The 13,693-nt window shown below is 69.2% G+C and carries 15 protein-coding genes; 6 read left to right on the top strand and 9 right to left on the bottom strand.

The features are described 5' to 3' along the window. From C5E07_RS00730 to C5E07_RS00705, 7 genes are all read right to left on the bottom strand, one after another. Positions 1-417, bottom strand: a complete 417-nt coding sequence (locus tag C5E07_RS00730) for a DoxX family protein (protein WP_104298045.1) — start codon at positions 415-417, stop codon at positions 1-3. A gap of 57 nt (positions 418-474) precedes the next feature. Then, positions 475-1,236 carry an alpha/beta fold hydrolase gene (locus tag C5E07_RS00725; RefSeq protein WP_104240232.1) on the bottom strand — a complete coding sequence of 254 codons (762 nt, stop codon included), beginning with the start codon at positions 1,234-1,236 and terminating at the stop codon, positions 475-477. A 115-nt stretch (positions 1,237-1,351) separates the two neighbouring features. Further along, positions 1,352-2,638, bottom strand: a complete 1,287-nt coding sequence (locus C5E07_RS00720; RefSeq protein WP_104240075.1) for an adenylosuccinate synthase — start codon at positions 2,636-2,638, stop codon at positions 1,352-1,354. 129 nt (positions 2,639-2,767) lie between these two features. Continuing rightward, positions 2,768-3,205 carry a DUF3151 domain-containing protein gene (locus tag C5E07_RS00715; protein WP_104240074.1) on the bottom strand — a complete coding sequence of 146 codons (438 nt, stop codon included), beginning with the start codon at positions 3,203-3,205 and terminating at the stop codon, positions 2,768-2,770. 81 nt (positions 3,206-3,286) lie between these two features. Continuing rightward, positions 3,287-3,730, bottom strand: a complete 444-nt coding sequence (locus C5E07_RS00710; protein ID WP_104240073.1) for a PaaI family thioesterase — start codon at positions 3,728-3,730, stop codon at positions 3,287-3,289. Positions 3,731-3,840: 110 nt separating this feature from the next. Next, positions 3,841-4,026 carry a hypothetical protein gene (locus C5E07_RS19090; protein ID WP_146080459.1) on the bottom strand — a complete coding sequence of 62 codons (186 nt, stop codon included), beginning with the start codon at positions 4,024-4,026 and terminating at the stop codon, positions 3,841-3,843. Positions 4,027-4,089: 63 nt separating this feature from the next. After that, the gene (locus C5E07_RS00705) at positions 4,090-4,608 is read right to left on the bottom strand and encodes a MarR family winged helix-turn-helix transcriptional regulator (RefSeq protein ID WP_104298044.1); all 519 of its coding nucleotides are present in this window, start codon (positions 4,606-4,608) and stop codon (positions 4,090-4,092) included. Positions 4,609-4,829: 221 nt separating this feature from the next. On the opposite strand from C5E07_RS00705, the gene C5E07_RS00700 reads away from it, so the two are divergent. Continuing rightward, positions 4,830-5,291 (top strand): nuclear transport factor 2 family protein, encoded by a 462-nt coding sequence (locus C5E07_RS00700; RefSeq protein WP_181057677.1) that lies wholly within the window; start codon positions 4,830-4,832, stop codon positions 5,289-5,291. Further along, complete coding sequence (locus C5E07_RS00695) at positions 5,288-5,761, top strand: nuclear transport factor 2 family protein (protein ID WP_104298042.1); 474 nt, start codon at positions 5,288-5,290, stop codon at positions 5,759-5,761. Before C5E07_RS00700 ends, C5E07_RS00695 begins: the two co-directional genes overlap by 4 nt. Here the strand turns inward: C5E07_RS00695 and C5E07_RS00690 are convergent. After that, positions 5,754-7,343: an ATP-binding protein gene (locus C5E07_RS00690; RefSeq protein WP_104298041.1), complete on the bottom strand. Its 1,590-nt coding sequence runs from the start codon at positions 7,341-7,343 to the stop codon at positions 5,754-5,756. The two genes, C5E07_RS00695 and C5E07_RS00690, sit on opposite strands and share 8 nt — an antisense overlap. A gap of 185 nt (positions 7,344-7,528) precedes the next feature. Between C5E07_RS00690 and C5E07_RS00685 the strand changes: the two genes are divergently transcribed. Both C5E07_RS00685 and C5E07_RS00680 read left to right on the top strand, forming a co-directional pair. Continuing rightward, the gene (locus C5E07_RS00685; RefSeq protein WP_181057675.1) at positions 7,529-8,899 is read left to right on the top strand and encodes an NAD-dependent succinate-semialdehyde dehydrogenase; all 1,371 of its coding nucleotides are present in this window, start codon (positions 7,529-7,531) and stop codon (positions 8,897-8,899) included. A gap of 125 nt (positions 8,900-9,024) precedes the next feature. After that, the gene (locus C5E07_RS00680; RefSeq protein ID WP_104298039.1) at positions 9,025-10,176 is read left to right on the top strand and encodes an AAA family ATPase; all 1,152 of its coding nucleotides are present in this window, start codon (positions 9,025-9,027) and stop codon (positions 10,174-10,176) included. Positions 10,177-10,192: 16 nt separating this feature from the next. Here C5E07_RS00680 and C5E07_RS00675 read toward each other — a convergent pair whose 3' ends face one another. After that, the gene (locus C5E07_RS00675) at positions 10,193-11,836 is read right to left on the bottom strand and encodes a bifunctional 3'-5' exonuclease/DNA polymerase (protein ID WP_104298038.1); all 1,644 of its coding nucleotides are present in this window, start codon (positions 11,834-11,836) and stop codon (positions 10,193-10,195) included. A gap of 99 nt (positions 11,837-11,935) precedes the next feature. Between C5E07_RS00675 and C5E07_RS00670 the strand changes: the two genes are divergently transcribed. Further along, the gene (locus C5E07_RS00670; protein ID WP_104298037.1) at positions 11,936-12,577 is read left to right on the top strand and encodes an SRPBCC domain-containing protein; all 642 of its coding nucleotides are present in this window, start codon (positions 11,936-11,938) and stop codon (positions 12,575-12,577) included. A 90-nt stretch (positions 12,578-12,667) separates the two neighbouring features. Next, positions 12,668-13,675 carry an LLM class flavin-dependent oxidoreductase gene (locus C5E07_RS00665; protein ID WP_104298036.1) on the top strand — a complete coding sequence of 336 codons (1,008 nt, stop codon included), beginning with the start codon at positions 12,668-12,670 and terminating at the stop codon, positions 13,673-13,675. Positions 13,676-13,693: the final 18 nt, after the last annotated feature.

Below are 13,693 nucleotides of genomic sequence, written 5' to 3'. Positions count from 1 at the left end.
CTAGCTCCCGGAGCCCAGCGCGGCCCTCATGAGCGGGAGCTGCATCGGCAGGCGAGCAACGGAGACGACAAACGCGACGACCGACGAGGCGGTGCGCTTCCGGCACGCCCGGCGGCCCAGGTCGACGCTCATCTGGGCGTTGGCGGGCCAGACCGCGAGCAGCACGGCCGCGCTCGCGAGCCCCGCGATCGACCGTGTCGACGGGCGCACGAGCCCCGCCGCGCACGTCAGCTCGGCGACGCCGGACGCGACCACCAGCTCGCGGCTGTGCCCCCGCAGCGGTTTGGGGATGATCGGTTCGAAGACGGCGGGCTTCACGAGGTGGATGACGCCGGAGACGGCGAAGGGAAGGACGACGATCCACGGGATGGCCCCGCCGTGTCCGCGGGAGCGGCGTTCGAGTGTTCTGGACGACATGGAAGCATCTTGCCCGGCGCTCCCGAACGTCACCCAGTCGCCACCCTCCGGGGTCCGCTAGCCCTCTTGGACTTCCTCGGCGAGGAAGGCGAGGGCTGCGGCACGGAAGTCACGCGAGCCTGGAGCGTTGAAATGGTGGCGGTCCGGGATCTCGAAGAAGCGGGCCTTGGGCGTCGCCGCGGAGAGTGCCTTGGACCCCTCGATGATCCCGTCGCGGGACCCGGTCGCGAAGAGCACCGGCTGCTGCGGCACACGGCCGAGGTCGGGGTCGGCCTTGCCGGACGCGCGCATCCCTTCGGCGATCGCGAGCAGCGCCCGCAGGTCGTTGCCTCCGACGCGCTCCGTGAGGGCGAGGTAGTTCTGCGTCACCGGGTCCTGCACCGGGGTGCCGTGGTCGATGAGCTCGCGCACCTGATCGATATCGAGGCGCCCGAGCGGCACGCCATCCGGGACTCCCCCGAGCACGACCCGCGGGATGCGGTCGGCGAAGTCCTGTGCGACCTCCCAGCCGACGCGCGCGCCGAGCGAGTAGCCGACGTACAGCGCGGTGTCGACGAGGTACGCGTCGAGCACGGCCTCGACGTCGGAGGCCAGCGTGCGGATGTCGTAGTCGCGCCCCTCGTAGGGCTTGTCGCTCTGCCCGTGCCCGCGCTGGTCGAGGCCGAGCACGCGGTAGCCGGCGCGCAGCAGGTCGCGCACCCAGCCCGTCGCCACCCAGTTGTCCTTCGTGCTCGACGCGAAGCCGTGCACGACGATCACCGTCGGCGCGTCCACATCTCCCCACGTGTACGTGGCGATGCGGTGACCGTCGCCGACCATCACGAACTGGGGGTCTGGGAGGACGGTCAGGGCTGCGGGGGCGCTATTCACGTCGTCGATTGTCTCAGGCGTTGAGCGCTTGCCCGCACACGGGCGCTGACGGCGATGCCCGCGGTCAGTCGATCAGGTCGTGGATCTGGATGATCTCGTCGCGCTTCGGGCCGACGCCGATCGCGGAGATGCGGGCACCGGAGAGGCGCTCGAGTGCCTGCACGTAGAGCTGCGCGTTCTCGGGCAGCTCCTCGAAGGTGCGGCAGCCGGAGAGGTCCTCGGTCCAGCCGTCGAAGTACTCGTAGATGGGCTTCGCGTGGTGGATGTCCGACTGCGAGACGGGCATCTCGTCGAAGCGGACGCCGTCGACGTCGTAGGCGACGCAGACGGGGATGCGCTCGATGCCGCTGAGCACGTCGAGCTTCGTCATGACCAAGTCGGTGACCCCGTTGATGCGGGCCGTGTAGCGGGCGACGGGAACGTCGTACCAGCCGGTGCGGCGCGGGCGTCCGGTGGTGGTGCCGAACTCGCCGCCTCGCGTGCGCAACAGCTCACCCCACTCGTCGAACAGCTCGGTCGGGAAGGGGCCGGCTCCGACGCGCGTGATGTAGGCCTTGACGATGCCGATGATGCGGTTGATCTGGGTCGGTCCGACACCGGCGCCCGTGGATGCGCCTCCCGCGGTCGAGGACGACGAGGTGACGTACGGGTAGGTGCCGTGGTCGACGTCGAGCATGGTCGCCTGGCCACCCTCGAAGACGACGTTGCGGCCCGCGTTGAGGGCGTCGTAGAGCTCGAGCGAGGTGTCGCCGACCATGGGACGGAGGCGCTCGGCGTGGAGGAGGAGCGCGTCGACGATCTCGTTGACCGTGATCGCGCGACGGTTGTAGACCTTCACGAGGAGGTGGTTCTTGCCGAAGAGCGCTGCTTCGACCTTCTGGCGGAGGATGTTCTCGTCGAAGAGGTCCTGCACGCGGATGCCGATGCGGTTGATCTTGTCGGCGTAGGCGGGGCCGATGCCGCGTCCGGTGGTGCCGATCTGGCGCTTCCCGAGGAACCGCTCGGTGACCTTGTCGAGCGTGGTGTGGTACCCGGTGATGAGGTGCGCGTTCGCGGAGACGCGCAGCTTCGAGGTGTCGACGCCGCGCGCCTCGAGGTGGTCGATCTCGTGGAAGAGCACGTCGAGGTCGATGACGACACCGTTGCCGATGACGGGGGTCACGCCTGGGGTGAGGATTCCGGAGGGCAGCAGGTGCAGCGCGTACTTCTCGTTACCGATCACGACCGTGTGGCCGGCGTTGTTGCCGCCGTTGAACTTCACGACGTAGTCGATGCGGTCGCCGAGGAGGTCGGTTGCCTTGCCCTTGCCTTCGTCGCCCCACTGGCCGCCGATGATTGCTACGCCTGGCATGTGTCGCCCCTGTTCTGTCGGATCGGCGCAGCTCGCGCCTGTCGTGTGCGTGGCGTGAGCCGCGCGGTCGGCGGACCGACTCGGCGGCCCTGCCTTGTTCCCTGCTTGTCTGCTGGTGCGGATGCGCCGCTAGCTCGCCGCGTGCATCCGCTCGATCTCGGTGATCGCCTGCGGGTCGGCGTCGTGGAGCAGGCTGGCGAGGCGCTCGGGCTCGCCCTCCTCGCCGATCTCTGCTGCGCTTCGTCGGAGCGCGTAGAACGCGCGCAGGACTCCCTTGTTGGGGTCGTGCGACCACGGCACGGGGCCCTGGCCGCGCCACCCGGCCTTGCGAAGGGCGTCGAGCCCCCGGTGGTAGCCGACGCGTGCGTAGGCGTACGCGCCGATCGTGTTGCCGTCGGCGTGCGCGGCGTCTGCGAGGGTCGCCCACGCCAGCGATGAGGCCGGGTGCTTCTCGACGATGGCTGCAAGCGCGGCTTGGTCGTGGGGCAGGTTGGACAGGTCGTCGACGACCTCTGGCTCAGCCGCAAGGCGCGTCTCGGGGATGCCGAGGAGATTCGTTCCGGTCACGGGAGCCGATTCTATCCTGTGCTCGTTTCGGGGCGCGCTCGAGAAGCGAAGCTGTGGAGAAGCGCGGCTCAGAAGACCGGGTCAGCGCGCTGGGAAGATCGCGCACGTGCTGGTCGCCGTGGCGAGGAGCACGTCGGCGGAGTCCCTGAGCTCGGCTTCGACGAACGCCGCCCTCGCCCCTGACTTCACGACGCGACCGCGCACCCGGACGGGGCCCGTCTCCACGGTCATGGGGCGCAGGAAGCTGACCTTGATCTCGAGGGATGTGTAGGCCTGCCCCGGGCGGAGCGTCGTGTGGACTGCCGTGCCGCACGCCGAGTCGAGGAGCGTCGCCGCGAATCCGCCGTGCACGGTTCCGATGGGGTTGTAGTGCGACCGGTCGGGAACACCCTCGAAGATCACCTCGCCCTCGGCGAAGCTCACGACGGTCATGCCGAAGTGCTGCGCGATCGGAGCGATCTCTGCACCGTTCGCGAGGTGAGCCCTCAGCTGCTCAAGGCCGGTCATCGAAGTCGGGTCGGTCATGTCGCTCCTTTGCGCCATGGCATCCGGAGATGGATGCGCACCGAAGAGCCTCGCACCCATCGGCTGGCACTTCGAGAGCCTTGTGGCGACCATCCAAGTGGCCGCTCGCGCTACCAGGGGAGGAAGGCGAAGAAGGAGACCGCGATTCCGATCGAGATGGTGGCACCCACGAAGCAGAGCGCAAGAAGCTCCCCTGGCATGATGGTGCGCTGGTAAACGTCCCAGTAGCGCTCTTCTGCCCGTCGTCGAGCGGCGGCTACTGCACTGCGGTTGAGCCTGCGTCTTTGTTTGAGCACATATGTAGTTTATCTAACTAAATAAAAAGCGACCTGGGGGGTTGACTCTCGAGGAAACAGCCACTAACGCAGCGAAGCACCCTCCGGCTCGGCTGCCTCCACCGAGCCGACCATGCCAGAGAGGAACTTCGCCACCCCGTCGAGCTCCTCGGTCGTGAGCGAGTCGACGACCGCGATCATGCGCTGGTGCATGAGGCCGAGCGTCTCCCGCACTTCACGGTCGGACTCGGCCGTCGACGCGATGATCGAAGCCCGACGATCGGTGGGGTGCGGTCGCCGCTCGACGTGGCCGCTCTTCACAAGGCGATCAACGAGGCCGGTGACCGACGCGGACGAGATCTTGAGCCGCTCCGCCAGGTCCTTCTGCATGACGACCTTGCCCTGCCGCTGCTGCTGGAGCAGGAAGCGAAGCGCCAGCAGGTCGTTCTCGTTCATGCGCATCGACGAGCGCGTCCGCGCTCGCATCTTGGCCTCCGCTTCGCGGTAGTCACGCAGCAGGTTGAGCACGTCGACCGAGGTCGCATGCTCTCCGCCGGTCGGGTACCAGTACCCGGACGAGCGCTCAGCGGGCTTGTGCGCCATGGTCCTCCTCGTGGTGGCGCCGTCGACGCCATGAAACTAGTTCAACAAACTAGCAAAAATGGGTGCGCCCCGGAGCGGAAACCACAGACAGAGCCCTCTCGGGCAGAATTTCGCCGAGATTTCCGCTCGTGACGCCCGCGGAAGTTCCGCGACCGCGGAGAGCACGCGGATGTCGGTGGGTGGTGAGACTGTTCCTGAACGGAAACGAAATGGGGCTGACCGTGACCACACTCACCGCCGACGACCGCTGGGGCATCCAGCAGACCCTCGCGCTCTACGGGCACTTCGTCGACAACGGCGAATGGACCCTGCTCGACTCGGTCCTCGCTCCGGATGCGCGCCTCGAGAGCCCTGCTGGCGAGTTCACTGGCGCATCAGGAGCGAGAGCCTTCGAGCAGCAGCTCGCGGCCTCGCTCGGAGGGCACCTGCCCTCCCACCACACCATCAACACGGTCATCCGGGCTGGCGAGGCCGCCGGGTCGGCCGTCGCCTGGAGTCGCTACGTGCTCGTCACCTATGAGGCGTCCGCCGCAGGCGGCGACTACCTCGACACGCTCGAGGAACGCGACGGCACGTGGGTCATCACGAGCCGCCGCATCACGGAGCGAAACCGCGAGCGCCCGAGCGGACAGTACTCGGCCGAGGGCGCGGAGTCTTTCGCGAGCTTCGAGTCGGCGCGATGACAGCGCAGAGCCCGAGCGCCGTGGCAGCGCAAGTGCCTGCCGCCGACACCGCCGAGGTCCTCGACGTGCTCGCCCGCTACGGGCAGGTCATCGACAACCGCGACTGGGATCACCTGCGCAAGGTATTCACGGAGGACTTCTCCTTCGGCACGGGCCCGAACGCGGTGCGCGGTGACGAGGCGCTCGCCCGGGTCATCAACACCGTGCAGCCCTACCACCCGCATTACACCACCGACACCGTCCTCCATCGGGTCGACGCCGACACCATCACGTCCTGGTCGAAGTTCCTCCTCGTGCGAACTGACGGCACGACGGCGAGCGGCGACTATATCGACACCTTCGTCCGCACGGCAGACGGCTGGCGCATCAGGGTGCGCGACGTGAGCCGCGGCTCACGCCCGCCGAGCGACCCGGGCGGCGCTTCGACTCGCACCTTCTCGTCGGAGCGCTGGCGGGCAGCCGTCAGCTGAGCGCCTCCCCGTCGCCACGCGAGGGTTGCTCCTCGGTCGCCGAGGCACCCGCACCAGGCGGGTAGACCGCGTCCGAGGCCGGCACGTACGCCGTCCAGCCGGAGTCAGCCTCTGCACCCAGAGCCCGGTAGGTGACGGACCCCGTGCGGTCGCCTTCCGCTGTGGAGATGATCTCCACCCCGCCCTCAGTGGCTTCGTCGCCGCTCGGCTCCGTGCCGTCGCCGAGGAGGCGCCTCGTGAGCGCGGACTGCGCCGACATCAGCTCGTCGAGCTCGAACAGCAGGATCTCGTCGTCCGGCTCGACGCCATGCCGTGCCGCCGCGAGCACCGCACGGCGGATGAGCTCCTTGGCGAACGACCCGGTGGTCTGCTCGGCGCGACCCGACGCCTCCAGGAGCGCTTCGTCGCTGAACGGCAGGCCCGCGGCGTACTTCTCGAGCAGACGGTAGCGCTCCGGCCCGCCTGGCAGCGCGATCTCCACGGCCAGGTCGACGCGACCGGGACGCGAGACGAGCGCCCGCTCGAGCACCTGCACCCGGTTGGTGGTCATGATGAAGGCGACGTCGGCATCGCCGTCGAGGCCATCAAGCGCGTCGAGCACCTCGAAGAGCAACGGCTGCGGGGACGCGTGGCGTTCCATGGCAACGAGGTCGATGTCCTCGAGCACCACGATCGACGGCTGCAGGGTGCGGGCCAGTTCGGCGGCCGCGCTGATGTGCTGGATGCTCGACCCGGTCAGCAGCACGGCCGTCACCCCCTCCGTGCGGCTCAGGAGATGCCTGACCGTGAGCGTCTTCCCGGTCCCAGGCGGGCCGTACAGCAGCACGCCTCTCTTCAGGTGCTGGCCCGCGGCGAGCAGGACCTCACGCTGCCGCCCGATCTCGATCACGTGCGCCACCACTGATTCGAGGACGCCGTACGGCAGGATCACGTCGGTCTCGGCGACGTTCGGGCGCTCCAGGAAGGACGCGCCAGCGTCCATCCGGTAGTCGCTGTTCTCGAACGCGAGCACCTTGCCGCGCAGCACGCTGCGCTCGATCATGAGGGCTCGAACCTCGCCGAGGAGATCGGAGACGAGCGAGGGGTCTGCGGCGGTGAGCACCTCGAGCTGCCCCTGCGGTCGGCCCATGTCGGGGCGGGATGCGCGCTGCATGACCACAACTCGGGCACCACGGTAGGTGAAGAGTCGTGCACCGAAGCTCACGACCTGTCGTGTCGACCTGGGCCCTGTCGCCTTCTCGGCGAACTCGGCGGGCCCCGACCTGAACGGCATGTGCGGGCTCGAGATGAGCTCCGCGAGGCCGGCGTGCGCGTGGGCGGAGCCACCGGCGACACCGACGAGCCTCGCTTCGCCGCGGGCGGCGATCTCCTCAAGCGCGATATCCGCGTCGACGATCCGGTAGCTCGCGAACTCCTCGACGACAACCGGGAGCGCCTCGGCGTCGGCGCCGAGGAAATCGCTCAGCTCGCCGCCGAAGGGCGTGCGCACGACTTGGACCTCGGCCGGCGTCTCGTTGACGCGTTCGAGGAACCGCTTGAACGCACGGAAGAACTGGACATCGTCGTGTGACTGCTCGCTCATGCCATCCCCTGCCTGCGGGCGAATCCCGCCGCTCCAGAGCCTAGAGCCGCATCGCCGGAGAGGCACCTTGTAAATAAACGATATTCAGTTAAATCGGCCCGAACCCTGGGTTTCCAAGGCCCCATCTCCTAGGCTTCACCCAATCGCGCGATGCTGCGCGCACGCATCCAATGTCTGGAGTGAGTTTGAGCACCTACGTAGTCGTGAACCCAGCCACCGGCGAGCAGGGACAGGAATTCCCGCTCGTCACATCCGAGGGCATCGAGACCGCCCTGCAGAGCCTCGACGGCGCCTACCGGACCTGGTCGAAGCCGAGCACCGTCGCAGAGCGCGCCGCCCTCATGAGCCGGGCAGCCGAGCTGCACCGCGAGCGCCGCGAGGCCCTCGCCGAGATCATCACGAGGGAGATGGGCAAGCCCATCGAGCAGTCCTACGGGGAGGTCGACTTCAGCGCCGACATCCTGCAGTACTACGCCGACAACGCGGAGAGCTTCCTGAAGGACGCCCCGATCGAGCTGCTCGGAGGCGAAGGCACCGCCCTCATCCGCCGCTCGGCCCTCGGTCCCCTCCTCGGCATCATGCCCTGGAACTTCCCGTTCTACCAGGTCGCTCGCTTCGCCGGCCCGAACCTCGTGCTCGGCAACCCGATCCTGCTGAAGCACGCCGGCCAGTGCCCCGAGTCGGCGACAGCGCTCCAGCAGATCTTCGCCGACGCCGGGTTCCCAGAGGGTGCCTACGTCAACATCTTCGCCACCAACGAGCAGATCGCCGACATCATCGCCGACGACCGCATCCACGGCGTCTCACTGACCGGCTCGGAGCGCGCGGGCGCCGCGGTCGCCGAGATCGCGGGCCGCAACCTCAAGAAGGTGGTCCTCGAGCTCGGCGGCTCCGACCCGTTCATCCTGCTCAGCACCGACAGCGTCGACGAGGCCGTCGAAGCAGCGGTCGCCGCGCGCCTCGATAACTCCGGGCAGGCCTGCAACGGCGCGAAGCGCATGATCGTCATCGACTCGCTCTACGACGAGTTCGCGGAGAAGTTCACGGCCGCGATGACCTCGGTCGCGGCCGTCGACCCGACGAAGGATGACTCGGAGCTCGGCCCGCTCTCCTCTGCCCCGGCCACGAAGAACCTCGCCGAGCAGGTCGAGCGGGCTGTCGCTCAGGGCGCGCAGCTCCTCGCTGGCGGTGGCCACGACGGCAACTTCTTCGAGTCGACCGTGCTCGCCGGAGTCACCCCCGACAACGACGCCTACACGGAGGAGTTCTTCGGCCCCGTCGCCGCGCTCTACAAGGTCAGCAGCGAAGAGGAGGCCATCGAGCTCGCGAACGCGACGCCCTTCGGCCTTGGCTCGTACCTCTTCACGACCGACCAGGAGCAGGCGCAGCGCGTCGCCGACGCCATCGAAGCCGGCATGGTCTACATCAACGGCGTCGGGCTCGACAGCCCCGAGCTGCCCTTCGGCGGAGTGAAGCGCTCCGGCTTCGGCCGCGAGCTCGGTTCGCTCGGCATCGAGGAGTTCGTGAACAAGAAGCTCATCCGCCAGGTCAAGTAGACGGCCAGCGCGCAGAGGACAAGCGCGGCACCGCCTCTCCGGAGGCGGTGCCGCGCTTGCTGCAGGTGCAGGGCGCGACCGCACCCTCCAGCGGCGATGTCGGAGGTACCCCCTAGCGTGTGAGCATGCTTGAACTCCTCGCCATCGAGAACTACCGGTCCATCAAGAGCGTCACGCTCGGGCTCGAGCGCTTGAACGTCATCACGGGGGCGAACGGCAGCGGCAAGTCCAACCTCTACCGAGCGCTGCGCCTGCTGCACGACATCATCCGCGAGGGGGCCCTCTCGTCGCTCGCGATGGAGGGCGGTCTCCGGGCGGTCATCCACGCCGGCAAGCGGTCCCGCGGTGAGCCCGTCACCCTCAAGCTCGGCCTGCGCACCTCCGGGGTGTCCTTCGCGACCGACCTCGGCATGCCCTCGCCGGAGCAGGTCCAGAACTTCGCGATCGACCTCGGCATCCCGATCATCTCCGATTTCCCCTTCGACCCGGTGGTCAAGAGCGAGCTCGTCTGGGCGAGCGAGCTGCTGCGCCCCTCGACGACGCTCGTCGAACGCCGCGCGAACTCGGTGCGCGTGAGAGACGCCGACTTCAAGCTCGTGCAGGCCGAGTGGAGCGTGCGCGAGGCCGAGTCGATGCTCGCGACACTCGCCGATCCCTCAACAGCACCCGAGCTGTACGCGCTGCGCGAGTCGGCGCGCGGTTGGCGCTTCCTCGACTACCTCCGCACCGACGCGGCGGCTCCCGCTCGGCTGCCGAGCCCCGCCACGTTCACCCCGGTGCTCCCCGACGACGGCTCGCGGCTCCCAGCCGCGCTCGCGACGGTGCAGCGAATCGGCCAGGCGGGGGCCTTCCACGACGCCATCGATGCTGCTTTCCCGGGGTCACGGGTCAGCGTCGAGGAAGACGAGTCTGGCATGGCGAAGATCGTCATGTCGCAGCCGGGCCTCGCGAGGCCACTGGATGCGCGGGAGCTGTCCGACGGCACGCTGCGGATGATCCTCCTCGCGACGGCGCTCCTCTCGCCGCGCATGCCAGAGCTGCTGGTCCTGAACGAGCCGGAGGCGAGCCTCCACCCCAGCCTCCTGCCAACGCTTGCGGGCCTCATCCGGCGAGCCTCGGAGCAGACGCAGGTGATCGTCGTCACCCACTCGCAGCCCCTCGTCGATGGCTTGCGCGACGACGCGAACGTCGTCGAGCTCGAGAAGGAGGCGGGGGCGACGAGCATCCGCGGCAAACTGCAGTTCGACGGACCGCTCTGGGTCTGGCCGAAGCGCTGAGTCACCGAAGCCGCGCCTACTTCGCTTCTCCGTAGCTGTCCACGACGTGCGCGACGACGGGGAACGTGACCTGGCTGCCGGCGAACAGGAAGCGCCCTGCCTCTGCGGCGGCCGCGATGACCTCCGCGGCGGCGCGCTCCGCGTGCTCGGCTGGCGAGTGCACGACCACCTCGTCGTGCAGGAAGTAGGCGAGGTGCGCCGTGCGCTCGAGCGGCGCATCCGCGACCGAGCCGGTGCCCCGCGGGTCGCCCGTTCCCGAGCCGAGGGCCGCGAGGCGCTGCCGGATACCCGCCATCCACGTGAGCGCCCATTCGGCTGCCGTGCCCTGCACGATGAAGTTCCGTGTGAAGCGGCCGAAGTCGCGAGGCGAGAACTCAGCGGGCGGCCACGGAGACGTGCGACCGAGCCAGGTCTGCACCTGCTGCCCCCGCTCACCGGAACGCGCCGCCGAGGCGACAAGCCCCATGGCGTGCGGGAACGCCCGCTCGAGACCCGGCAGGAGGACGGCGCTCTGGCCCGTCGTCGCGCCGTACATGGCCCCGAGCATCGCGACCTTGGCGCTATCGCGGTCAGGCACCACGCCGCGGTCGACGAATGCCGCGTACATGTCGCGCTGCGCGCCCGCCCGCGCCATGGCCTCATCCCCCGACATAGCCGCGAGGATCCTCGGTTCGAGCTGGGCCGCGTCCGCGACGACGAGCTTCCAGCCGGTGTCGGCGACCACGGCGCTGCGGATCTCCTTCGGGAGCTGCATCGCTCCGCCGCCGCTCGTCGCCCAGCGCCCGGTCACTACGCCGCCCGGCACATAGTCGGGGCGGAACCGCCCACCGTGGATCCACTCCTCGCGCCACGTCCAGCCGTTCGCCGTGAAGAGCCGATGCAGACGCTTGTAGTGCAGCAGCGCATCGACGACCGGATGCGATTTGCCGACGAGTTCCCACTTGCTGGTGCTGGCCACATCGAGCCCCGCCCGGCGCAGTGCAGCGAGGAGGTCTTTTGGCGAGTCGACGTTGAGCGTCGCCTCCCCGAGCGCAGCTCGAACAGCTGAGGCCGCCGCCTCGAGCTTCGCCGGTCGGCCACCCGTGCCCCTCGCGCCGAGCGCCTCGACGAGCACGCCCTCGTGGCGTTCGACACTGAACGGCATGCCCGCTGCCCGAAGCTCGGCCGCGACGAGGGCTCCAGCGCTCTCGACGCCGACGAGGAACGCGAGGGCGCCCTTCCGATCCGCTTCCTGATCCGACGCCTCCAGCCCGGCGAGCTGGGCGTCGAAGAGCCGCCGCGTCGCCTCGGGTGTTCCCGGGTTCTCGGCGTCGAGATCGAAGAGGCCCTCGCCGGGGTGCGAGCCCCCACGAGCATCCGCGACGTCGAATCGAGCGTCGAGGTAGCCGGCCGTGATGAGGATGCGCCCGGCAAGGCGCAGATCGTGGCAGCGCCCCACCCGCACGCCGTGGGCGAGAAGTCGCGGCACGATGTCCTGGCTGTTCCACACCCACCGGATGGGATCGGACGGCGGCGCAGACCGCTCACGTTCGGACACGAGCTGCGCGAGGGCGATCGCGTCGGGAACGGTGACGGGCGCCGACGCCTCGTCGCCATCGGCGGGGCCTCGCCGGTCTTCGAGCGCGAAGCCGCGCGCGAGCGACGTGACGAGGATGTGCATCCGTTCATTGTGGGGCAGGGCACCGACAATCCAGGACGCCGATACCCGGGTCGCCCCGGGTCTGCGCGATTCCACAACATCCGCGGGCACGCTGGTCGCATGGAAACGAAACCGGTGTCCCCCGCCGGAGCGTCGACCGAGAGCCTCGAGAACGTCACGCGCAGCGTCGCGCGGGATGGCACGAGCCACGTGGTGACGCTCGAGCGCGACTTCGCGAATCCACCAGAGAACATCTGGGGCCTGTGCACGACCCCGGAGGGTCTGGCCCGCTGGTTCGAGCCCGCCGAAGGCGAACTCCGGCAGGGCGGCAGGTACCGGCTGACCGACAGCGGCACCTCCGGAACCATCGAGCGCTGCGAGGCGAACGCCCTCATGCATCTGACGTGGGAGTACGACGGCGACGTGAGCCGCGTCAGCCTCGCCCTCGAGCCAGCGGGGCACGGGACGCGCCTCACGCTCCGACACGTCGTGGCAGACAACGAGCACTGGGCCCAGTACGGGCCAGCTGCCACCGGCATCGGCTGGGACGGAGCTCTCCTCGCCCTGGCGATCGCCCTCGCCGACGAGGACGCGGACGTCCACGCGACCATGTCCGCCTTCAACGACTCCGACGGCGGCAGGCGGTTCGTCGCCTCCGCGGCTGACCGCTGGTGCATCGCGCATCTGAGCGCGGGCGCCGACCCCGACGACGCCCACGAGTCGGCGACGCGCACCGCGGCCTTCTACACGGGCGACGAATAGACGTAGAGCGGTGCGGGAGTTCAGGCACGGCCGACGAGACGACTCGGACCCGCCGGGAACACCTGACGCCTCTCGGCGGTTGCATCCAGGGTGACTGTTCCTCTCTCAATCCTCGACCTCGCTCCCATCGCCCCTGGCCAGACCGTCAGGGAGAGCTTCCAGGCGAGCGTCGAGCTCGCCCAGGCTGCCGAGCGCTCCGGCTACCGCCGTGTCTGGTACGCCGAGCACCACAACATGCCGACGATCGCGTCGAGCGCAACGAGCGTGCTCATCGGGCACATCGCCTCGCAGACCTCCACGATCCGGCTGGGCGCGGGTGGCGTCATGCTCCCGAACCACTCCCCGCTGGTCATCGCGGAGCAGTTCGGCACCCTCGCGACGCTCTACCCGGACCGCATCGACCTGGGCCTCGGGCGCGCGCCAGGGAGCGACCAGGCGACGTTCCGAGCGCTGCGGCGTTCCCCGGCCTCCGCCAACGAGTTCCCGCAGGATGTTCTGGAGCTGCAGGCGTTCCTGCGCGGCCAGTCGACCATCCCCGGCGTGCAGGCGGTGCCGGGCGGTGGCACCGAGGTGCCCCTCTACATCCTCGGCTCGAGCCTCTTCGGCGCGCAGCTCGCCGCGCAGCTCGGCCTGCCGTACGCGTTCGCGTCGCACTTCGCCCCGGACCAGCTGTTCCAGGCCGTCGCCCTGTACCGCGAGCAGTTCCAGCCCTCCGAGCAGCTCGCGGCGCCCCACCTCATCGTGGGGGTCAACGTCGTCGCGGCCCTCGATTCGGCGGATGCGCAGGAGCAGTTCACCCGCTCCCGGCGCTCCAGACTTCGCAGCATCCTGCTGCGCGGGCCGAACTCCGATTTCAGCGATGAGCAGATGGACCAGATCATCGCGAGCCCGCAGGGGCAGCAGATCGCGAACATGATGCGGTACACGGCGGTGGGAACCGGGCAGGAGGTGCGCGACTACCTCACCGAGTTCGCGGAGGCGACCGGCGCCGACGAGCTCATCATCGGGCACGGCTCGCTGGAAAGCGCCGATCGCGTCCGTTCGCTGGAGATCACGGCAGAGGCGATGCGCACCCGGGAGCTCAGCGGTTCCGTGTGAGCCGCGGCGGTCTCGCCG

Source organism: Pseudoclavibacter sp. RFBJ3, assembly GCF_002931375.1.
Classification (GTDB): domain Bacteria; phylum Actinomycetota; class Actinomycetes; order Actinomycetales; family Microbacteriaceae; genus Pseudoclavibacter.
This window is presented reverse-complemented; position numbering and strand designations above follow the sequence as displayed.